Source organism: Cellulomonas cellasea (genome assembly GCF_030372105.1).
Lineage (GTDB): Bacteria > Actinomycetota > Actinomycetes > Actinomycetales > Cellulomonadaceae > Cellulomonas_A > Cellulomonas_A cellasea_A.
The window spans coordinates 1-20,709 of record NZ_JAUDBQ010000012.1; the positions used below are offsets into that span (position 1 = coordinate 1).

Below are 20,709 nucleotides of genomic sequence, written 5' to 3' on the forward strand. Positions count from 1 at the left end.
GCATGAGGGCCACGCACGCACGTCAGCCGCGCGCGAGCTGGAACCCCGCCCGCCGCGCCGCCCACATCACCGTGCGAACGCGGTTGCTCGGCGCGGTGGTGGGGCTCGCCGGGCTCACCGTGCTGATCGCCGGCGCGGCCGCCTACGCCCTGCAGATCCAGAGCACCGACGCGCGCATCGACAAATCACTGAGCCGCGCCGTGGAGGTGCTGCGCATCACGGCAGACGAGGGGCCGAACCCCGACCAGGGGTCGAAGGCCAGGTTCACCTCGGTCGACGACGTGCTCGAGAAGGCCGTGCAGATGCGCGGCCTCACCGAGAACGAGGGAGTGATCGCCCTCATCGACGGCGAGCCGCGCTGGTTCGCCTCCCGCCCGGTGGTGCTGCGGCTCGAGGACGACCTCGAGCTGCTCGACCTGCTGCGCGAGCTGCCCACCGACGAGGACGTCGAGCTGCGCACCGTGCGCACCACCATGACGGAGTACCGGATGGTCGCGGTGCCCGTCATGGTCGGCGGCGACCCGTCCACCGGGCTGTTCGTCGTGGCTGTCGACCGTGGCGACGAGCTGGCCAGCCTCGGCTCGACGTACTTCACGTACGCCACGATCGCCCTGGGGTCGCTCGCGGTGATCGCCGCCGTGGCCTGGTTCGTGGTGGGGCGGCTGCTGAGCCCTGTCCGGCTGCTGCGCGACGCGGCGCGCAGGATCACCGAGTCCGACCTGTCCGAGCGCATCCCCGTCTCCGGATCCGACGACCTGTCCGACCTCGCCGCCACCGTGAACGCGATGCTCGACCGGCTGGAGAACGCGTTCGGCTCCCAGCGCGAGCTGCTCGACGACGTGGGCCACGAGCTGCGCACGCCGTTGACGATCGTGCGGGGGCACCTCGAGCTCATCAACGCGCGCGACCCGGAGGACGTGCGGGCCGTGCAGTCGCTCGCCCTGGACGAGCTGGACCGGATGCACCGGCTGGTCGACGACCTCATGACGCTGGCCACAGCCGATCGGCCCGACTTCGTGCGGCCGGCGCCCACGGACATCGGGCGGCTCACTGACGACGTGCTGGACAAGGCGCGCAGCCTGGGCGACCGCCAGTGGCAGATCACCGCGCGGGCTGACGTGATGCTCATGGTGGACTCGCAGCGCATCACGCAGGCCTGGCTGCAGCTCATCGCCAATGCCGTCTCGGTCTCCGCCCCCGGCACCCGCATCCGGATCGGCAGCGAGCTGCACGCGGGGCGGGTGCGGCTGTGGGTGCACGACCAGGGCCCGGGGGTGGCGCCCGAGGAGGAGCAGCGGATCTTCGAGCGGTTCCACCGTGGGCGGGCCGACCGCTCCGGGCGCCGCTCCGAGGGCGCCGGCCTGGGCCTGCCGATCGTCGCGGCCATCGCCGCAGCCCACCGCGGGCGGGTGCGCCTCGAGCGGTGGCCCGCGCACGCCGGGCCCGGCTCGGTGTTCCTGCTCGACCTGCCCGCCATCCCCTATGTCGACACCGCGCGCCTGGGGCGCCCCGAGCTCGTGGAGCACAGATGACGCAGATCCTCATCGCCGAGGACGAGGAGCGGATCGCCGCGTTCCTCGCCAAGGGCCTGCACGCCGAGGGGTTCGTGACCAGCACCGTGGCGACCGGCCGGGAGGCCCTCGCGCACGCCCGCACCGGCGAGTACGCGCTGCTGGTGCTGGACCTCGGCCTGGCCGACATGGACGGCCTGGACGTGCTGCAGGAGCTGCGGGCCAGCGGTGAGACGGTGCCCGTGATCATCCTCACGGCGCGCAGCTCCGTGACGGACACCGTCACCGGCCTCGAGTCCGGCGCCGACGACTACATGGCGAAGCCGTTCCGGTTCGAGGAGCTCCTGGCCCGGGTGCGGCTACGGCTGCGCGCGCCGCAGCCCGCCGGCGAGGCCACCACCCTGACCCACGGCCCCCTGCAACTGGACCTGCGGACTCGGCGGATGAAGGTGGCCGGCCACGAGATCGACCTGTCGGCCCGCGAGTTCGCCCTCGCGGAGACATTCCTGCGCCACCCCGGACATGTCCTCAGCCGCGAGCAGCTCCTCTCACAGGTGTGGGGCTACGACTTCGACCCCGGATCGAATGTCGTCGACGTGTACGTGCGGTACCTGCGCAAGAAGCTCGGGGCCGCGCACTTCGACACCGTGCGCGGCGTCGGCTACCGGCTGGTCGACGCGACAGCGACCCGGCCGACGTCGCAGGGCCGTCACGTCGCCCCCCAATGACCCCGCCCCACGCTCAGTTGGTCACGAACCACGTCCGCGAGCGCTGGGCGTAGGGCAGATCGGCGGATCGTGGTGGCGCCAGGTCGACCATCCGGCCGGATGAGGGGGGCGGGGTGCTCCCCCGGCCGACGTGCGTGCCGATGACTCCCCCGGCAGGCCAGCTCGCGGAGCGCTCCGGCGCGGCGGGCCCGCGCGGGCTGGAGCGGGCCAGCTCCGCGGCGGCGAATCCGCCCAGCACCCCCAGGGCGAGCGACGCCCCCGCCCCGAACGCCACCCATCCGTAGGATGCTCGATCTGCCCGCGACGCCATGCGACTCCCACCCTCACCGCAGCCCATCTCCGACGCCGGTGACCGGCACGAGGACGGGCGGACCTGACAACGCCAGGTTGAGGCTTGCCGGGGAGCCTGTCAGGAGATCTGCGTGAGAGTGCTCTCACACTCGTCTTTGGCACACTGGTCGGGTGCGCGACCTGGACCGGCTCCCCAAGGCCCACCTGCACCTGCACTTCACCGGCTCGATGCGCCTGGAGACGTTGCGGGACCTTGCCATCGGCTACGGCGTGCGGCTGCCCTCGGCGCTGCTCGACGGCGACCCGCTGATGGTGCCCGCCAACGAGCGCGGCTGGTTCCGCTTCCAGCGGCTGTACGACGCGGCGCGAGCCTGCGTGCGCGGCGAGGCGGACATGCGGCGCCTCCTCACCGAGGCAGTCGCCGACGACGCCGCCGAGGGGTCGCGCCGGCTGGAGATCCAGGTCGACCCGACGTCCTACGCGCCCTTCGTCGGCGGCCTCACCCCCGCCCTCGAGATCGTGCTCGACGCGGCCCGCTCAGCCGGGCAGGAGCACGGCGTGGAGGTCGGCGTCGTCGTGGCGGCCTCCCGCATGCGGCACCCCCTGGAGGCGCGCACCCTCGCACGGCTCGCCGCGCTGCACGCGGGCGACGGGCCAGGCGAGGTCATCGGGTTCGGGCTGAGCAACGACGAGCGCCGCGGGGACACCTCCGAGTTCGGGCCGGCCTTCGAGATCGCCCGACGCGCCGGGCTCGCGCTCGTGCCCCATGGCGGCGAGCTGCTGGGGCCCGCCCACGTGGACGCGGTCCTGGACCACCTGGCGCCGGACCGCCTGGGCCACGGCGTCCGCTCAGCCGAGGACCCCGCCGTGCTCTCCCGCGTCGTGGACAGCGGGGTGGCGCTCGAGGTGTGCCCGACGTCGAACGTGTCCCTCGGCGTCTACCCCGACCAGTCCCAGGTGCCGCTGCGCGCCCTGGTGGACGCCGGCGCCACCGTCGCCCTGGGCGCCGACGACCCGCTGCTCTTCGGCGCGCGGCTCACGGCTCAGTACGAGGCGGCGCGCACCGTGCACGGGTTCACCGACGCGGAGCTCGCCGAGTTGGCGAAGTCGTCCATCCGGGCGAGCCGGGCCTCCGAGCAGACGCGGGCGCGGCTGCTCGGCGAGGTGGACGCGTGGCTGGCCGAGCCTGATCCGGCTGCCACAGCGACCGACGACGGCCGCTGACCGCCCCTGCCGCCACTTTCGGGGGCGCTGCCGCCGCGCGCGACCGGCCAGGTCAGAGCGCGACGCCGACCAGCACGGGCTCCGGCTCGAGGGTCACGCCGAATCGCTCGCGGACGCCGTCACGCACCTCCCGGGCCAACGCCACCAGGTCGGCCGCAGTGGCCCCACCCCGGTTGGTCAGCGCGAGGGTGTGCTTGGTGGACAGCGCGGCGGGGCCGGGGAGCCCATGTCCGCGGTGGAAGCCCGCCTTCTCGATGAGCCATGCCGCGCTCACCTTGACCCGGTCCTCCCCGGCCGGGTAGCGCGGGGCCTCCTCGGGAAGCAGGAGCGCCTCGTCGCGGCTCAGCACGGGGTTGGTGAAGAACGAGCCGGCGCTGCGCGTGTCCGGGTCCGCGGCGTCCAGGACCATGCCCTTGCGTCCGCGCAGCCCCAGCACGGCGGCGCGCGCGTCCGCCAGGGGGACACGGTCGCCCACGGCCACGTCGAGGGCCGCGGCGAGCTCCCCGTAGGCGATCGGCGCGGAGAGGTCGCCGGGCTTGAGCTGGAAGGTCACGTCGAGGACGACGTAGCGGGGCGTCGGGTACCACGGCGAGCGGTCGTCCCCCGGGGTGAGGCGCATCGACCGCTTGAGCACCGAGGTGCGGTAGCCGAAGCCCAGGTCCGCCAGGGGGAAGGTCCGCACGCGGGCGCGCTCGCGGTCGAAGGCCCGCACCAGCGCGATCGTCTGGGCGACCTCCTGGCCGTAGGCCCCGACGTTCTGCACCGGGGTGGCGCCCGCAGAGCCGGGGATGCCAGAGAGCGCCTCGAGGCCGACGAGCCGCCGTTCGACCGTGTGCGCGACCACGTCGTCCCAGCGGGCGCCCGCGGGCGCGGTCAGGGTGGTCCCGGCGCAGGCGGACTCATCGGGGGTGGTGACAGCCGTCCGGAGGTCGCGCACGACGACACCGTCGAACCCCTCGTCCGAGACGAGCAGGTTCGACCCGCCGCCCAGCACCAGCACCGGCTCCCCGGCGGCGTCGGCCTCCCGCACCGTCGAGATGAGCTCGGCCTCGTCGGAGGCCTCGACATACCGCCCCACCGGTCCGCCGACCCGCAGGGTGGTGAGTTGGGCGAGGGCCGGGGTCTCGGTGGAGGTCGTCACGTCACCAGGCTAGTTCCCCGATGCTGGGCGGTCGCTCCCGGCGTCCGGTGACGAGCCTGTCGCATCCTGCGCCGTGGGCGGGCGCACGGCGTGCAGCACGAACAGCCCGACCAGCACCGGGACAGCGATCGCCAGCAGCGCGTGCCGGTACCCGACCAGGCCGGCGAGCAGCCCGAGCACCGGCGGCCCCGCGAGGAACGCGGAGTACCCGATGGTGGCCACCACGCTGACCCGGCCCGCGGCGTGGGCCGGGTCGTCGCTCGCCGCGCTCATCCCGACGGGGAAGCCGAGCGCCGCGCCCATCCCCCACAGCACGATGCCGATCAGCGCGAGCCACAGCATGCCCGTCGGGGCCAGGGTGAAGATCCCCAGCCCGACGAGGGACAACAGCGCGCACAGGCGCAACGTGGCGACCCGTCCGTACCGGTCGAGGAGGGGTGTGCCGAAGAACCGCATGGCCGTCATGGCCGTGACGAAGACGCCGAAGGCCATGGCCCCGATCGCGTCAGTGGTGCCGAACCCGTCGACGACAGCCAGTGCGACCCAGTCGTTCGCGGAGCCCTCGGTGAGTGCTGCGGCGAGCACCACGAGCCCGATCAGCAGGGTGCGCGGCTCGAGCCAGCTCCCGAAGGCGCGCCGCGCGCGGCTCGGCGCCTCCACGGCGGTGGCCGGGTCCGCGCCCGTGGTGTCGCCCTGCCGCGCGGAGTCCGCTGCGCCGACCTCGCGCTCGGGCAGGAACCGGCGCACAGCGAGCGCCACCCCGATGCTCGACGCGAGCACGGCGACGGGGATGTGCACGCCCACGGGCACGCCCAGCCCGGCGGCCACGGCGGCCAGGCCGGCCCCGACGGCCGTGCCGATCGAGAACCCCGCGTGGTACCGCGGCATCACGGTGTGGCCGAGCTTCTGCTCGACGGCCGCGCCCTCCAGGTTCATCGACGCGTCCCACGTCCCCGTGCCCACCCCGAAGACCACGGCGCCGGAGGCCACCACGAGCACCACCCCGCCGGTGACCCCCACTGCCGCGAGGGCCAGACCGACGGCGTTGACCAGCGCGAACGTCAGCACGGTGCGCCGGGCGCCGAGCCGTGTCACCACCATCCCGGACAGTGGCAGCGCGATGAGCGAGCCGATGGCGCCCACCAGCAGCAGGGCGCCCATCTGCTCAGGGCTCAGGCCCAGCGCGTCACGGACCGCGGGCAGCCTCGACGCCCAGCTCGAGAAGTTGAACCCGTTCAGCGCGAAGACCACGAACACCGCGGCGGAGGCTGCGCGCAGCCGGGGATCGTCCGTCCGTCTGGCGGTCATGTCTGCGACTCCTCTGTCGTAGTGCGGGCTCTGCGGTGGTGCGGGCTCATGCGGCCGCGCCTGTGGTGCTGGGGGCCGATGCGGTCAGGGACGTTCCGCGCAGCCCACGGCGGCGGGCTCGCGGGCCAGGTCGGGGGTGACGCCAAGAGGGAGAGCGGCCCCGTCGGCGGACCTCGCCATCGGGACGCCGGGGGTCGGCACTGAGCCCGGGGCGTCCGCGTGCAGGCTAGCCGCACCCGGGGCGCGCACCGCGGAGGGCGTGAGCGTGGCGGATGGCGTGCGCGCGTCGGAGGGCGCGAGCGCGTCGGAAGGCGCGAGCGGCGCCACGCGGCGGGACAGCGCGATGCTCACCACCATCGCCACCGCGATGAGGGTCAGGGCGCGGCGGGCGCCCATGGAGTCGGCGGCGAGGCCCAGCAGCGGCGGCGCGGCGATCGACGCCACCGAGGAGAACGCCGAGACGACGGCGACCCGGCCTGCGGCGAGCATCGGGTCGTCCGACGCGGCGGCGATGCCCAGGGGCACAGCCAGCGCCGCGCCGAATCCCCAGGCGGCCACGCCGATCGCGGCAGTCTCGAGGGTGGGCGCGAAGCCGAACAGCAGCAGCCCCGCGAGCGACACGCAGCCGGAGACGCGCAGCACCGGCACCCGCCCGAGCCGGTCGATGAGCCGGGTGCCCAGCAGCCGCACAGCCGTCATCGCGCCGACGAACAGCCCGAAGACCACGGCGCCGACGGCCTCGGTCTGGTCGAAGCCGTCCACCACCGCCAGCGCCAGCCAGTCGTTGGCCGATCCCTCGGACAGCGCGGCGGCCATGATGACGACGCCGATCAGGAGGGTGCGGGGCTCGCGCCACGCGTCCAGTGCCGAGCCGATCGCGCGCCTGCGCGCCGGGGCCGGGTGGCCGGCGGGCTCGGGCAGCACCTCTGCGGCCACGACGCGTGCGGGCGACGGCTCGAGCACCGCATGCGGCAGCGAGGCGAGCCGCCAGGCGGTGCCGATCGCGGCAGTGACGATGAACTGGCCGAGGATCGGCACGGCCAGGCTCGAGGCGAGGGCGCCGATCAGCGAGCCCAGCACCGCGCCGATGGAGAAGGCCGCGTGGAACTGCGGCAGCACGGTGCGGCCCATGCGCCGCTCGACGGCGGCGGTCTCCACGTTGAGGGGGACGTTGCCGAGGGCGAAGGAGACGCCGTTGAGGAAGATGCCCGCGGCCAGCAGCGGCACCGACCCGACGGTGGGCCCGACGCCGATGAGCACGTAGGCCGCGGCGAACCCGACGGTGGACAGCAGCAGGGAGACGCGGCCGCCGAACCGCGTGACGATGATGCCGGAGACGGTGGCGGTGGCCAGCGCCCCGACGGAGCCGGCCAGCAGCACGAGTCCGAGCTGCCCGGCGGTGAGGTCGAGCGCGTCGCGCACGGCGGGGATGCGGGCGAGCCAGCTCGAGAACATCAGGCCGTTGAGGGTGAACAGCCCGAGCAGCGCCAGGCGGGTGCGCGCGAGTGCGCGGCTGCCGTGGGCCTCGTGGTCGACGGCGGGGGACGCGGCGCGCGCGCCTCGGACTCGCGGGTTGCGCACAGCTCACTCCAGGTCGGTGGCGCGGTGATGACGAATCGATTCGACCACAGCGGACGGCGACGTGTCGAATCGATTTGATCGGCGCATCCGCGCGACCGGTACGCTGACTGTCCGAGACCTCCCACGCAGCGCCCGCCCAGGCCTGCCGCATGCCATCCGAAGGACGGTGAACTCCCCTGTCGAGCGATCGCCCGACCCTTGCCGACGTCGCCGCGGCCGCCGGAGTGTCGGTGTCCACCGCGTCGCTCGCGTTCTCCGGCGCCGGGCCCATCGCGGCCGCCACCCGGGAGCGAGTCATCCGCGCCGCCGAGGAGCTCGACTACGCGGGGCCGAACCCCCTGGGACGCCAACTGCGCAGCGGCAAGTCCGGCATCGTCGGCGTCGTGGTCGGCGACGCGCTGCGCCGCTCGTTCCGCGACCCGGTCTCGGTGCAGATGCTCGACGGGCTCGTGCGCACCCTCGAGCCGCTGGGCCTCGGCGTGCTGCTGATCCCCGACTCGGGCGGAGCCGAGCAGCGCGGCGTCGACCCGTTGGTGGAGACCGCCGCCATGGACGTCGCCGCGATCATCTGGGGCGGCACCGTGGAGAACCCGAACCTCATGGCCCTGCGCCGCCGCGGCATCCCCACCGTGGTGGTCGAGGGCCAGGCCGTCGACGACGTGGCAGCGATCGGCATCGACGACCAGGCCGGCACCGCCGAGCTCGGGCGGCACCTGCTGGAGCTCGGCCACCGGCGCATCGCCACCGTGACCCTCCCCTTCAACGAGTTCGGCCGCGCCGGGCTCGTCGACGAGCGGCGCAGCGCAGAGCTGTCCTGGGAGATCACCCGGCGGCGCATCCAGGGCGTCCGCGACGCCGGCATCGAGCCCGTCGCCGTCTGGGAGTCCCCCGCCTCACTCGTCGAGCACGGGACGGACGCCGGCCGCGCGCTGCTCAGCGGGCCCGATCGGCCCACGGCGATCCTCGCCCAGTCCGACCTGCTGGCCTCAGGCGTCGTGCTCGCCGCCCGCGAGCTCGGGCTGCGCGTGCCCGAGGACGTCTCCGTCGCCGGCTTCGACGGGCTGGACCTGCCCTGGCTCGCCCCCGACCAACTCACCAGCGTGGTCCAGCCACTCGCCGAGAAGGGCGCGGCAGTGGGCCACGCCATCGAGGCGCTGCTCGAGGGCAGGGTGCCCCCGCCGGTGATGCTGCCCGTGTCCTTGCGGCTCGGCACCACGACGGGGCCCCCGCCCGCCTGATCCCGCCCGCGTAGCCCGGGCTGGGCCCGGCGCCCCCGCTGGCGCCGGGCCCGCCGGTCAGCTCAGCCCGGCCCGCACGAACGGGTTGGCCCCGCGCGAGGCCATGACGTGCCAGGACGTGGCGCCCACGTGCTGCACCTGGAAGTAGCCGAAGCCGAAGCCCGTGTCGATCAGGCTCGACGCCGCGACCACGCCGCCGCCCGCAGGCAGCGGCGCCCCGCCCAGGTGCTGCCCGCCGCCGAGCGCCTGCTGGGCGACGCGCACCTGCTCGATCAGGCCCTGCGCGCGAGCCCGGTCCGAGCGGCCGCCACGGTCGGCGAACGCCGTCGCGAGCTGTGCGGTCCCCTCGAGCCACACGCCCTGGGGGTGCACCTGGATGTCGTTGTAGCGGGCCGTCGACACCAGGCTCGCCGAGCTGAACGTCACGCCCGACACCGCGGCGCCCGCCGGCATCTGGGAGGTCGCGGGACCCGCCACGTCGCGTGCGGCCAATGTGCTCGCCGCCCAGTCGAGCGCCTTGGCGTACCGCTTCTCCCGTAGGGCCAGCCAGCTCCACGTCTGCGGGTCGAGCGGCAACGGCGCCCGGTTGATCTCCGTGCCGTCATTCGTGCCCGTGTAGAAGTACCCGCCCGCGGGCTCCCACATACGGTCCACGAAGGCCCGGGCCACCTTGGCCGACTCCCGCCACCGGCGCCCGGCGCCTGCCTGGTGGAGCAGCGTGAAGAACGCCGTGACGTCGATGTTGTGCTCGGTGGAGCCGTTCGGGATCGACTCGTCGGCGCCGTTGACGCCGAAGGTGTAGCCGCCCAGCGGGAACGCGGACGTGGTGCGGTCGACGATCCACTCGGCGATCCGCACGGCGCCGTCCAGATGGCGGCGGTCGCGGGTGCGCTCATAGAGCTGCGCCAGGGCGATGCCGGGCCACGCCATGTCGCCCACGGCCGTGCCGAGGAACCCGAACTGCCAGCCGACATTCGCGGCGCCGTCGGCCCGGACCAGCCCGTCGGGCTGCGGCGACCCGTCGTAGAACGTGTACGGGCCCACGTTGTACGCCTGCCGCAGCCTCCCGTCGGCGAAGTCCGGGTCGTGCTCTTGGGCGAACAGCAGGCCGTCGCCCAGCGCCAGCGCATGCGGGTCGACTCCGCGCCGGGCGCTGAGCAGCGCGCAGATGGCCAGCGCGTTGTCGTAGACGAACGCGGTGCTGAACAGGCCGAGCTCGTCGGCGTAGGACTGCGCGAGCCGGGGGCCGGTGTTCACCGCGGGATAGGCGTCGGCGGCGGACCGCAGGAATCCCAGGGCCGCGCTCTCGCTGCCCCGAGAGCCATGACCGGAGCCGAGGGGACGCGGACTGCCCGGCGTTGCCGCCGTCGCGGAGGACGCCGCGGCGGCGCCGAGCCAGACAGCCGCGGCGCCGGCGCTGGTGGCCGCGAGGAAGCCCCTGCGGCTGAGGGAACGCCCTGCGCCGGCGAACGGGCGCGTGGCGGACGGTGTGACTGTGGATGGTGACGCTGTGGACGGTGACGCTGTGGGTGACATGGCCGCTCCCCTGTCCTGGTCGCGTCGTTGCGACCTGCCGCATCGTCGCGGCTTGGCGACACGGTAGCGATGTCAGGAGGAATCCGACAGATCGGACGCACCGTGTCGCGGAGCTTCGCGGTTCGCGACGCGCGGGCGGGAGCCGCGTGCGGGCGGGCTCCGTGTGGGCGGGCTCAGCCCAGGCGGACGACTGCCTGCGCCTTGCCGAGGACGCGCGCGCCCTCGCAGGTCACAGTGAGGTCGACGCGCGCTGTCCCGGCCTCGGGGTCCAGGCTGCCGATGGCGGCGGTGACCTCGACGGTCGCGGCGCCGGGATCGGGCACCGGGACCGGCCGGGTGAAGCGCACCTGGTAGTCGATGACAGCCGCCGGGTCACCGGCCCAGTCCTCGACCACGCCGACGGCCGCGCCCATCGTCCACATGCCATGCGCGATGACGCCGGGCAGGCCGACCTCTGTCGCGAAGCGGTCGTTCCAGTGGATCGGGTTGAAGTCGCCGCTGGCTGCCGCGTACCGCACGAGGCGGGCGCGGTCGACGGTGAGGGCCCGCTTGCCGACGACCTGGCCGACTTCGAGGTCGGCGAGCGTCGGGCGGGGGGCGCTCATGCGTCCTCCCCGCGCACGGCCAGCGTGGACCGCACCGTCGCGACGGGCTCGTTCGCCTCGGTCGCGATCTCGGCGCGGGTGCTGACCATCGACAGCCCGGCGCGCTCGGTGATCGCGTCGACATGCAGGACCGTGACGAGACGGTCTCCCGCATGGATCGGGCGGTGGTGCGTGAACCGCTGCTCGGCGTGGACCACGCGACTGAAGTCGATCCCGGCTGCCGGGTCCTGGATCAGCTGCGCCTCGGCGCGCTGCGCGACGAGCACCGCGAACGTCACCGGTGCGATGACGTCGGGATGCCCGAGCGCACGCGCGGCCGAGGCGTCAGTGTGTGCTGGGTGGGCCGCGCCCACCGACTCAGCGAACTCGCGGATCTTCTCCCGCCCGACCTCGTAGAAGGCGTTCGGCGGGTACTCGCGTCCGATGAACTCGGTGTTGACGGCCACAGGCGCTGAGATCAGCGGGTCTCGCGGTGCACCGTGTGACGACCGTCACGCGGGCAGAACTTCTTCATCTCCAGGCGGTCGGGGTCGTTCCGACGGTTCTTCTTGGTGATGTAGTTCCGCTCCTTGCACTCGGTGCAGGCGAGCGTGATCTTCGGGCGAACGTCAGAGCTCTTGCTGGCCATGGTCTTGCCACCTCTCGCGCCGCCGGGGCGCTGCGTACGGGTTGCGCACGTCGCCGGCCGACGTGCGTGTGTGTCCTGTTGGTAGCGGGGGCGGGACTCGAACCCGCGACACCACGATTATGAGCCGTGTGCTCTAACCACCTGAGCTACCCCGCCATCTATCGGTGATCCGGGGGTTGTGCGGCGGACGAACCGTCGCACAACCCCCGGACACCAACAGAGCCCCGAAAGGGAATCGAACCCTTGACCTTCTCCTTACCATGGAGACGCTCTGCCGACTGAGCTATCGGGGCAGCGCGTGCAAGGCTACAACGTCTGGGGCCCTGCAGTGAAATCGGGGCCCGGCGCCGCGAAACCATGGGCCAGAACGGCTTCCAGATCCCGAGACGCGCATGGCCCAGGTGGGTGATCTGCACGCGTGAGACCGCACGGATCCTGCCCGGGGGTCTCGCCCTCTGGGCCCGCCTACGCCAGAGTACGTCCGTGCCCACAGACGACGACCTCCGCGTGGAGATCATGGATGCGGACGTGCGCGCCGCCAAGCAGGACTGGCTGGCCGCACGCGACAGCGGCGCGCCGACGTCCATCGTCGACGCGACGTTCTGGCTGTACACGCGCCTGATGTCGACCCAGGCCCAACAGATCGCCGACGCGTTCCGCAAGGCGCGCGACTGTTCCTGACCTGGCCGGCCCGCCCAGTCGAGCCCACCGCCACCTAAACGTTTCGCATCGTCGCGAGCCTCAGGGACCGCGTGCCAGCATCCCCGGCATGCCTACCCGACGGCGCTCTGCGCCCGCTGCCGCCCTCGCCCTGCTGTGCGCCCTCACGGCCCTCACCGGCTGCACCAGCGCCGCCGAGACGGTCGAGCCTCCCCCGACGCTCGAATGGCCGGAGGCGCTCGCGCTGGGCGCCGACACACCCGACCCGTTCTGGGTCGTGTGGACCGCCGTCGCCGAGCAGGGCGACGCGGCAGTCGACGCGCTCCAGCCGTCCATCGACGAGCTCGGCGCGGCCGGGTACACGGTCGAGGCCTGGGACCCCAGCTGCCAGTCCGGCGCCGAGGAGCAGCTCGCCGCGCTCACCGGGTTCACCGATGTGGTGGCCGTGGGCGTCCCCTTCGCCTCGGAGCAGGACGCCGGCGTCTTCGACACGCTGTTCGAGGGATCGGTGGTGTCCGTCACCCCCGGCGCCTACACCTGCGCGAGCTGACAGCCCCCTCGCCGTCCCACCCGCACCCAGACGCACGAACGGGCGCCCTCTCCGAAGAGAGGGCGCCCGTTCACGTGTGGCGGGTGAGGGATTCGAACCCCCGTAGGCGTTGCCAGCTGATTTACAGTCAGCCCCCTTTGGCCACTCGGGTAACCCGCCAGGGTCGCATCGCCGCGAACGGCGTGCGGATGGAAGGATAGCAACGAATCCGGGGTGCTCATGCATCGTGCCCGCGGATGTCCATCGGATCACGGCGCCCACCAGCGCGCCGGCAGGGAGGGAACCATGGCGAGCGAGTCCTCGTTCGACGTCGTCAGCAAGGTCGACCGGCAGGAGGTCGACAACGCGCTCAACCAGGCCGCCAAGGAGGTCTCGCAGCGCTACGACTTCAAGAACGTCGGCGCGTCGATCGCCTGGAGCGGCGACAAGATCGTGATGATCGCGAACTCCGAGGAGCGCGTGCTCGCGATCCTCGACGTGCTCCAGACCAAGCTGATCAAGCGGGGGATCTCCCTCAAGGCGATCGACACCGGCGAGGGGACCCCGAAGGCGTCGGGTCGCGAGTACCGGCTCGAGGCGAGCCTCAAGGAGGGCCTCGACAGCGAGACCGCCAAGAAGATCGGCAAGCTCATCCGCGACGAGGGCCCCAAGGGTGTGAAGTCGCAGATCACCGGCGACGAGGTGCGCGTCACGGCCAAGAGCCGCGACGACCTGCAGGAGGTCATCGCCATGCTCAAGGCGGCCGACCTGGACGCGGCGCTGCAGTTCACGAACTACCGCTGACGCGACGCGCGACCAGCAGCGCCCCGGTGTGGACCACACCGGGGCGCTGTGTCGTCTCCAGGGCGTTGTCTCTGGGGCGCCCCTCAGGCGACGGGAACGGCGTCTTCGGCGTCGGCGTCGGCGCTGGCCTCGGCGTCAACGTCTGCGTCAGCGACTGACGTGAAGCGGGCCAGGGCGAAGGCGCCCAGGTCCACCCCCGGCACGTCGGGCTCCTCGCCCAGCGCCAGGGCGGCGAGCACCTGCCCGATGCCCGGCGTGAACTTGAACCCGTGGCCGGAGAAGCCCGCCCCGACCACCACCGGCCCGGCCTTGTCGAGCAGGAACCGCTCGTCGGGGGTGGTCGTGTACGTGCAGCTGATCGGCTCGGGGGCGTCCGCGTCGAGGCCGGGGAACCAGTCCCGCACGTAGTCGCGCAGGTCGGCGAGCCGGCCGGGCTCGGCGGCGAAGTCCCGCTCGTCGGGGTCGACCACCGGGCCCGTGCCGTGGTGGCCGACCTTCACCCCCACGCCGGGCGTGTGATGGCCGTAGACGCCGCGCACCGGGTACCCGGGATCGGCGCCGAGGTCGCCGCGCGCCGCCGCGTGGCCGGCCGGGTCCACGTGGTGGATGAAGCTGGGCCAGCCGTCGTCGGCGACGTGCGCCTCGTCGAGCACGGGGAAGTGCGCGGGCTGCTCCTGCGTGACGACCAGCTCGGGGAGCGCCTCGAAGCCGGGCACGTCGGCGAGCAGGCCCGCCGACCAGGCGCCGACGGTCACCACGGCAGTGCGGGCGCGGAGCTCCTCGATGACCGGCTCGCCCTGCTGGTCGGAGGTGGCGACCTGGAGCAGCACGCCGTCCTCGACGACGTCGAGGGACAGCACCTGGGCGCCATGCCGCACCTGCGCGCCGTGGCGGGCGGCCTCGGACTGCAGGGCGGCGACGGTGCGGTCCGCGTGGGCCCGCCCGGCGACGGGCTGCACGATGGCGCGATCGTCGAACCGGATGCCCGGCCACAGGGTCTGCGCCTCGAGGCCCGTCATGTACTCGAAGGGGACGTCGCAGTCCTCCAGGGTCTGCGCGAGGTCCCGCAGCGCGAGCACCGGCCCGTGGTCGACGCAGCCGTTCAGGGTGAGGAGCTGCTCGCCGGACTCCTCCTGCAGCACGTCCCACCAGCGGTGCGCGTGCTGGGCGAGCCGCACGTGGTTCGGGTCCGCGTAGCCGAGCCGGAAGATGCGGCCGGCGCCGTGGGAGGCGCCGCGCACATGCCCTGGCGCGAACCGCTCCACCAGCGTGACCTGGACGCCGCGCCGCGCGAGCGCCCAGGCCGTCGCCGAGCCCATCGCCCCGCCGCCGATGACGACGACCTCCACCTGCTGCCCCTGGGTCCCCATGCTGTCCACCTCTGGTCGCCGGCCGTGTGCCGTCCGACACCGTATCGGCGGGCGGGGAGCGCGCCGAGGGGCGGTTCACCCACAGGACAGCACGGCCGAGTACGCCCGAGGCGCTGTGGGTGGGCCGACGCCAAAAGTGCGCCGATCAGTGCGGGGGCAGCCCGGACATCCGCTGCAGCCGCGCGATCCGCTCCGTCATCGGCGGGTGGGTCTGGAAGAGGCGGCCCACACCAGCGCCGCGGAACGGGTTGGCGATCATCAGGTGGGAGACGTCGACGAGCTCGCGGTCCTGCGGCAGCGGGCGCGCCTGAGTGCCGGCCTCGAGCTTGCGCAGCGCGGAGGCGAGGGCGAGCGGGTCGCCGGTGAGACGGGCGCCGTCCTCGTCGGCGTCGTACTCGCGCGTGCGGCTGATGGCGAGCTGGATGAGCGTCGCCGCCACCGGCGCCAGCAGGGCCGTGGCCAGCACCGCGAGCGGGTTCCCGCCGCGCTCACGGTCGCCGCCACCGCCGAAGATCAGCATGACCTGGGCCGCCGACGTGATCACGCCGGCGACGGCCGCGGCGACGGACGACGTGAGGATGTCGCGGTTGTAGACGTGCATGAGCTCATGGCCCAGCACGCCCCGCAGCTCGCGCTCGTCGAGGATGTGCAGGATCCCCTCGGTGCAGCAGACCGCCGCGTTGCGCGGGTTGCGGCCGGTGGCGAACGCGTTGGGCGCGGCGGTCGGTGACACGTACAGCCGGGGCATGGGCTGGCGCGCGGCGGTGGAGAGCTCGCGGACGATGCGGTACATCGCCGGCTGCTCGAGCTCGCTGACCGGGCGGGCGTGCATCGCCTTGATCGCGATCTTGTCGGAGTTCCAGTAGGAGTACGCCGTCATGACGACCCCGAAGAACGCGAACAGCCAGATGTAGCGCCCGCTGCCCACCAACGCGCCGATGCCGAGCAGGACCGCCCACAGCACGCCGAACAGAGCCGCCGTCTTCAGGCCGTTGAAATGTTGGTGCCCCATCGGGATGAACCTCCTAGTCGTACCTCGGACAACGCCCAATCGAGCCGTGTGGTTCCCCTACTCTGAGCGCGCCCCACCCCATCTTCGAGGAGCTTCCCTGTGCGTACGAGCCGCGTCCTTGCCTTGGCAGCCCTGAGCGCCCTGGCGCTCGCGGCCTGTGCCCCCGCCGACGAGACCCCCGCGGAGGCGGCCGACGGCGCCCTCGCGACGGTCACCGCCGGGAAGCTCACCATCGGCACGTCCGACCCCGGCTACGGGCCGTGGATCATCGACAACGACCCGTCGAACGGCGAGGGCTTCGAGTCGGCGGTGGCCTACGCCGTCGCCGCCGAGCTCGGCTTCGACGCCGCGGACGTCGTGTGGACGCCCGCCAGCTTCGAGCAGATCATCGCCCCGGGCGCCAAGAGCTTCGACTTCGCGATCAACCAGGTCTCGATCAGCGACGAGCGCCGCGCCAACCTCGACCTGTCGCCGAGCTACTACGACACGGCGCAGGCAGTCGTCGCGCTCGAGGGCAACGCCGCCGCGAAGGCCACGACGGTCGCCGAGCTGGCCGGCCTGCGGATCGGCGCGATGGTCGGGACCACCAGCCTCACGGTCGCTGCCGACGCGATCGCGCCCACCACCGACGTCGCGGTCTTCAACGACAACGACCAGGCCAAGCAGGCGCTCTCCGCGGGGCTCGTCGACGCGATCGTCGTCGACCTGCCCACCGCGCTGTACATCACCGGGGTCGAGCTCGAGGACGGCGTGCTCGTGGGCCAGCTCCCCGCCGGCGACGACCCCGACCAGTTCGGCCTGGTGCTCGACCAGGGCTCATCGCTGACCAGCGCGGTGTCGGCGGCCGTCGACGCGCTGCGGGCCGACGGGACCCTCGCCAAGCTCGAGGCCGAGTGGCTCACCGACGCGGCCGGCGCGCCGGTCCTGCGGTAGTGGTCGACGCGCCGCCCACGGCAGGCTGGGCGCCCTCGGCCGTCCAGCGTGAGCGCCTCGCCTACCGGCGGGCCCGTGGGCGGCGCTCCACGCTGGTGGCGCTCGTCTCGACGCTCGCCTGCGCGGCGGTGGCCTGGCTCGCGCTGACCAGCGCCCCCGGATGGCCGCGGGTGCGCGCGTCGTTCTTCGACCCCGAGGTCGCGCTCGAGTCGCTGCCCCGGGTGCTGGAGGGCCTGTGGCTCAACGTGCGCGTCATGGCGGTGTGCGCCGTGGTCATCGTCATCGTGGCCCTCGCGCTGGCGCTGGCCCGGACCCTGCGCGGCCCGGCCTTCCTGCCGCTGCGGATCGCCGCCACGGCGTATGTGGACGTGTTCCGCGGGCTGCCGCTGCTGCTGGTGCTGCTGCTCGTCGGATTCGGCGTGCCCGGGCTGCGACTGCAGGGCATCCCCGCGTCGGCGGTGGTGCTCGGCGGAGCCGCGCTGGTGCTGACCTACTCGGCGTACGTCGCGGAGGTCTTCCGCGCCGGCATCGAGTCGGTGCACCCGTCGCAGGTCGCCGCCGCCCGGGCCCTGGGGCTCACACGCGGCCAGGCGCTGCGGCACGTCGTGCTCCCCCAGGCCGTGCGGCGCGTCATCCCGCCGCTGCTCAACGACCTCGTCGCCCTGTCGAAGGACTCCGGGCTCATCTCGATCCTCGGCGCCGTGGACGCGGTGCGCGCCGCGCAGATCCAGACGGCGACGCACGCCAACTTCACGCCCTACGTCGTCGCCGGAGTGCTGTTCGTGCTGCTGACCATCCCGCTGACCCGGTTCACCGACGCCCTCGCGCGGCGCAGCGGCTGGCTCGGCGCCCAGGGCGCCCTCGCCGGCGCGGGGCCGCTGCGATGACCGGGCTGACGCGCGCGGCCGAGCCCGTGGCAGCCGGTCCCGCATCGGAGCCCGAGGGTGGCTCCCGCGCGCTGCTGCGGGTGCGCGGCGTGCGGAAGGCCTTCGGCGAGCACGTCGTGCTCGACGACTTGGACCTCGACGTGCACGCGCACCAGGTGGTGGTGCTCGTGGGCGCCTCGGGCTCCGGCAAGTCGACGCTGCTGCGCTGCGTGAACCTGCTCGAGGAGGTCGACGACGGTGTGATCGAGGTCGAGGGCCGCGACGTCACCGACCCCCGGGCGGACGCGGACGCCATCCGGGCCCGGATCGGCACCGTCTTCCAGGCCTACAACCTCTTCCCGCACCTGCGCGTGCTCGACAACGTGACGCTCGCGCTGCGCCTCGTGCACCGCATGCCACGGCCCGACGCCGACCAGCGCGCGCTGGCGATGCTCGAGCGGGTCGGCCTCGCCGACAAGGCCCGCGCGTTCCCCGACCAGCTCTCGGGCGGGCAGCAGCAGCGCGTCGCGATCGCCCGCGCGCTCGTGGCCCAGCCCGCGCTGATGCTGCTCGACGAGGTGACCAGCGCACTCGACCCCGAGCTCGTGGGCGAGGTGCTCGACCTGCTCGGCGAGCTCAAGGACGAGGGCACCACGATGCTCGTCGCCACCCATGAGATGGCCTTCGCGCGGCACGTGGCCGACGAGGTGGTGTTCCTCCACGAGGGGCGGGTTCATGAGCAGGGCCCGCCCGAGCAGGTGCTCGACGACCCGCGCGAGGCGCGCACCCGGGAGTTCCTGCGGAGGTTCCGCGAACGCGACGGGCGGATCTGACAGCCAGTTCTGAGAACCGGCTCCGACATGCGACAGGGCCGCCGGGGAGATCCCCGGCGGCCCTGCTCGTGAGCCGTCAGCCGTCAGGCGTCAGCCGTCAGGCGGTGCGGCGGCGGTGCACCAGCACGAGCGCCCCGAGCCCCAGCAGCAGCGCGGCGACGAGCGCGAGCCCCGCGGCGACGGCGCCGGTGACCGGCAGCGAGCCGACAGTCACCTGGGCGGAGTCACTGGCCAGGACCTCGGACGACGACGGGTCGCCGCCGTCCGTCCAGCCCACCGACGCGGTGTTGACCACCGCGCCCGACGCGCCGGGGGTCGGGCAATTGGCGCCCGGTTCCTGACGGGATGTCGGAAACCCTGGCGTCAGCCCTGCGGGCGCACCGTGCCCAACGCGATCTGGACCATCTCCTCGCGCGGGACGACCTTGATCCGCTCGCGCCCATGCGGCTCGCCGAGGGCGCGCTCGAACGCGTCGAGCTGCTCCCAGCCGGACCACTCGATGGGCTGCACGCCACGCGCGACGAGGAAGTCGACAATCGCCTGCGGGTCGCGCTCCGCCGCGGTGACGAACTCCTCCGAGGGGCTCTCGACGCCGCCCGCGTCCTCGACGAGGTGCCGGATGGTCTCCGAGGCGTCCGACTTGGTGTGGCCGATGAGGCCGACCGGCCCGCGCTTGATCCACCCAGTGGCGTAGACGCCGGGGACGGGCTCGCCGTCCACGTCCACGACCCGGCCCTCGCGGTTCGGGATGACCCCGCCGACCTCGTCGAACGGGATGTCCACCAGCGGGGAGCCGAAGTAGCCCACCGCGCGGTAGACCGCCTGCACCGGCCAGTCGTGCGTCACGCCCGTGCCGGTGACGTTGCCGTCGCCATTGAGCGCGGTGCGCTCGGTGCGCAGGCCGACGACCTTGCCGTCCTCGCCGAGCACCTCCACCGGCTTGTGCAGGAAGTGCAGGTGGATGCGCCGGCTCGCGGTGAACTCCTCCGGCTCCTTGAGCGTCCAGTCTGTGAGGGTCTTGACGACCTGCTTGGTCTGGTTCGAGGAGTGGATCGCGGCCATCGAGCCCTCGTCGAACTCGAAGTCCTCCGGGTACACGATGACGTCCACGTCCGGCACATGGCCCAGCTCGCGCAGCTCCAGCGGGGAGAACTTCACCTGGGCGGGGCCACGACGCGCGAAGACGTGCACGTCGGTGACCGGGGACGCCTTGAGGCCCTCGTAGACGTTCTCCGGGATCTCGGTGGGCAGCAGGTCGTCGGCGTGCTTGGCGAGCACGCGCGCCACGTCGAGCGCGACGTTGCCGGCGCCCAGCACCGCGACCTCGCGGGCCTCCAACGGCCACGTGCGCGGGGCGTCCGGGTGCCCGTCGTACCAGGACACGAAGTCCGCGGCGCCGAACGAGCCGTCCAGGTCGATGCCGGGGATCGCCAGCGACGCGTCACGGATCGAGCCGGTGGAGAAGATCACCGCGTCGTAGAACTGGCGCATGTCCTCGAGCTTGAGGTCCACGCCGTACTCCACGTTCGCGAGCAGCCGGATGTCGCCACGCTCGAGCACCTTGTGCAGGGCCACGATGATCTGCTTGATCCGCGGGTGGTCGGGGGCCACGCCGTAGCGGACGAGCCCGAACGGCGCGGGCAGCCGCTCGAAGAGGTCGATGCTCACATCGAGCCCGGTCTTCGAGAGGATGTCGGCCGCGTAGATGCCGGCGGGGCCGGCTCCGACGATGGCCACACGCAGGGGTCGGTTCGTGCTCACGGGACGCGGGTGCCTTCCGGTCGAGGAGCCCACGCAGCGGGGTGCTCGGCGGGGGCGCCCTCGGACGAGTCCGCTGGCACGCCGCGCGGCAGGCTGCCGGGCGCGATGATGCCCGGCCAGTGTACGGCGGCTACCAAGGGCAGCCTGAGT

The 20,709-nt window shown here is 73.3% G+C and carries 22 protein-coding genes and 3 tRNA genes; 10 read left to right on the forward strand and 15 right to left on the reverse strand.

Annotated elements, in window-relative coordinates:
• A partial coding sequence (locus QUV83_RS11975; RefSeq protein ID WP_289564750.1) for a sensor histidine kinase occupies positions 1-1,532 on the forward strand: 1,532 nt, incomplete at its 5' end.
• Positions 1,529-2,239 (forward strand): response regulator transcription factor, encoded by a 711-nt coding sequence (locus QUV83_RS11980; protein WP_289564751.1) that lies wholly within the window; start codon positions 1,529-1,531, stop codon positions 2,237-2,239. The genes QUV83_RS11975 and QUV83_RS11980, both read left to right, overlap by 4 nt.
• A gap of 13 nt (positions 2,240-2,252) precedes the next feature.
• On the opposite strand, the gene QUV83_RS11985 is transcribed toward QUV83_RS11980, so the two are convergent.
• Positions 2,253-2,513, reverse strand: a complete 261-nt coding sequence (locus tag QUV83_RS11985; protein ID WP_289564752.1) for a hypothetical protein — start codon at positions 2,511-2,513, stop codon at positions 2,253-2,255.
• Positions 2,514-2,701: 188 nt separating this feature from the next.
• Between QUV83_RS11985 and QUV83_RS11990 the strand changes: the two genes are divergently transcribed.
• On the forward strand, positions 2,702-3,754 hold the full coding sequence (locus QUV83_RS11990; protein WP_289564753.1) for an adenosine deaminase: 1,053 nt from the start codon (positions 2,702-2,704) through the stop codon (positions 3,752-3,754).
• Between the two features lie 52 nt (positions 3,755-3,806).
• Here QUV83_RS11990 and QUV83_RS11995 read toward each other — a convergent pair whose 3' ends face one another.
• From QUV83_RS11995 to QUV83_RS12005, 3 genes are all read right to left on the reverse strand, one after another.
• On the reverse strand, positions 3,807-4,895 hold the full coding sequence (locus QUV83_RS11995) for a UDP-N-acetylmuramate dehydrogenase (RefSeq protein WP_289564754.1): 1,089 nt from the start codon (positions 4,893-4,895) through the stop codon (positions 3,807-3,809).
• A 9-nt stretch (positions 4,896-4,904) separates the two neighbouring features.
• Entirely contained in the window at positions 4,905-6,203 is a 1,299-nt protein-coding gene (locus tag QUV83_RS12000) for an MFS transporter (protein ID WP_289564755.1), read from the reverse strand.
• A gap of 84 nt (positions 6,204-6,287) precedes the next feature.
• A complete protein-coding gene (locus QUV83_RS12005) occupies positions 6,288-7,784 on the reverse strand; it encodes an MFS transporter (protein ID WP_289564756.1) in 1,497 nt (498 codons plus the stop codon).
• 176 nt (positions 7,785-7,960) lie between these two features.
• Between QUV83_RS12005 and QUV83_RS12010 the strand changes: the two genes are divergently transcribed.
• Positions 7,961-9,022: a LacI family DNA-binding transcriptional regulator gene (locus QUV83_RS12010; RefSeq protein ID WP_289564922.1), complete on the forward strand. Its 1,062-nt coding sequence runs from the start codon at positions 7,961-7,963 to the stop codon at positions 9,020-9,022.
• 57 nt (positions 9,023-9,079) lie between these two features.
• Here the strand turns inward: QUV83_RS12010 and QUV83_RS12015 are convergent, their stop codons facing one another.
• From QUV83_RS12015 to QUV83_RS12040, 6 genes are all read right to left on the reverse strand, one after another.
• The gene (locus tag QUV83_RS12015) at positions 9,080-10,279 is read right to left on the reverse strand and encodes a Tat pathway signal sequence domain protein (RefSeq protein ID WP_289564757.1); all 1,200 of its coding nucleotides are present in this window, start codon (positions 10,277-10,279) and stop codon (positions 9,080-9,082) included.
• Positions 10,280-10,731: 452 nt separating this feature from the next.
• Entirely contained in the window at positions 10,732-11,163 is a 432-nt protein-coding gene (locus QUV83_RS12020; protein WP_289564758.1) for a MaoC family dehydratase, read from the reverse strand.
• Positions 11,160-11,609: an FAS1-like dehydratase domain-containing protein gene (locus QUV83_RS12025; protein WP_289564759.1), complete on the reverse strand. Its 450-nt coding sequence runs from the start codon at positions 11,607-11,609 to the stop codon at positions 11,160-11,162. Before QUV83_RS12025 ends, QUV83_RS12020 begins: the two co-directional genes overlap by 4 nt.
• Before the next feature lie 11 nt (positions 11,610-11,620).
• A complete protein-coding gene (rpmG, locus tag QUV83_RS12030; protein WP_066582309.1) occupies positions 11,621-11,791 on the reverse strand; it encodes a 50S ribosomal protein L33 in 171 nt (56 codons plus the stop codon).
• A 79-nt stretch (positions 11,792-11,870) separates the two neighbouring features.
• Positions 11,871-11,947, reverse strand: a tRNA-Met gene (locus QUV83_RS12035).
• A 64-nt stretch (positions 11,948-12,011) separates the two neighbouring features.
• Positions 12,012-12,084 (reverse strand) — tRNA-Thr (locus tag QUV83_RS12040).
• A 190-nt stretch (positions 12,085-12,274) separates the two neighbouring features.
• Between QUV83_RS12040 and QUV83_RS12045 the strand changes: the two genes are divergently transcribed.
• Both QUV83_RS12045 and QUV83_RS12050 read left to right on the forward strand, forming a co-directional pair.
• Positions 12,275-12,472, forward strand: coding sequence for a hypothetical protein (locus QUV83_RS12045; RefSeq protein ID WP_289564760.1), 198 nt, complete (start codon positions 12,275-12,277; stop codon positions 12,470-12,472).
• Between the two features lie 88 nt (positions 12,473-12,560).
• On the forward strand, positions 12,561-13,001 hold the full coding sequence (locus QUV83_RS12050; protein ID WP_289564761.1) for a hypothetical protein: 441 nt from the start codon (positions 12,561-12,563) through the stop codon (positions 12,999-13,001).
• 77 nt (positions 13,002-13,078) lie between these two features.
• Here the strand turns inward: QUV83_RS12050 and QUV83_RS12055 are convergent.
• Positions 13,079-13,160: transfer RNA gene (locus QUV83_RS12055), tRNA-Tyr, on the reverse strand.
• A gap of 126 nt (positions 13,161-13,286) precedes the next feature.
• Between QUV83_RS12055 and QUV83_RS12060 the strand changes: the two genes are divergently transcribed.
• Positions 13,287-13,784, forward strand: a complete 498-nt coding sequence (locus QUV83_RS12060; protein ID WP_289564762.1) for a YajQ family cyclic di-GMP-binding protein — start codon at positions 13,287-13,289, stop codon at positions 13,782-13,784.
• 83 nt (positions 13,785-13,867) lie between these two features.
• Here the strand turns inward: QUV83_RS12060 and QUV83_RS12065 are convergent, their stop codons facing one another.
• Positions 13,868-15,154: an FAD-dependent oxidoreductase gene (locus QUV83_RS12065; RefSeq protein WP_289564763.1), complete on the reverse strand. Its 1,287-nt coding sequence runs from the start codon at positions 15,152-15,154 to the stop codon at positions 13,868-13,870.
• A 145-nt stretch (positions 15,155-15,299) separates the two neighbouring features.
• Positions 15,300-16,166 (reverse strand): zinc metalloprotease HtpX, encoded by an 867-nt coding sequence (gene htpX / locus QUV83_RS12070; protein WP_289564764.1) that lies wholly within the window; start codon positions 16,164-16,166, stop codon positions 15,300-15,302.
• Between the two features lie 99 nt (positions 16,167-16,265).
• Between htpX and QUV83_RS12075 the strand changes: the two genes are divergently transcribed.
• From QUV83_RS12075 to QUV83_RS12085, 3 genes are read left to right on the forward strand one after another with little or no spacing between them, the layout of a single operon-like run.
• Positions 16,266-17,099, forward strand: coding sequence for an ABC transporter substrate-binding protein (locus QUV83_RS12075; RefSeq protein WP_289564765.1), 834 nt, complete (start codon positions 16,266-16,268; stop codon positions 17,097-17,099).
• The gene (locus QUV83_RS12080) at positions 17,099-17,986 is read left to right on the forward strand and encodes an amino acid ABC transporter permease (RefSeq protein WP_289564766.1); all 888 of its coding nucleotides are present in this window, start codon (positions 17,099-17,101) and stop codon (positions 17,984-17,986) included. The genes QUV83_RS12075 and QUV83_RS12080 overlap by 1 nt, the downstream gene beginning before the upstream one ends.
• Complete coding sequence (locus QUV83_RS12085) at positions 17,983-18,798, forward strand: amino acid ABC transporter ATP-binding protein (protein ID WP_289564767.1); 816 nt, start codon at positions 17,983-17,985, stop codon at positions 18,796-18,798. The genes QUV83_RS12080 and QUV83_RS12085 overlap by 4 nt, the downstream gene beginning before the upstream one ends.
• A 97-nt stretch (positions 18,799-18,895) precedes the next feature.
• Here QUV83_RS12085 and QUV83_RS12090 read toward each other — a convergent pair whose 3' ends face one another.
• Both QUV83_RS12090 and QUV83_RS12095 read right to left on the reverse strand, forming a co-directional pair.
• Positions 18,896-19,093: an LPXTG cell wall anchor domain-containing protein gene (locus tag QUV83_RS12090; RefSeq protein ID WP_289564768.1), complete on the reverse strand. Its 198-nt coding sequence runs from the start codon at positions 19,091-19,093 to the stop codon at positions 18,896-18,898.
• A gap of 68 nt (positions 19,094-19,161) precedes the next feature.
• Positions 19,162-20,559, reverse strand: coding sequence for an FAD-dependent oxidoreductase (locus QUV83_RS12095; RefSeq protein ID WP_289564769.1), 1,398 nt, complete (start codon positions 20,557-20,559; stop codon positions 19,162-19,164).
• Between the last annotated feature and the right edge of the window lie 150 nt (positions 20,560-20,709).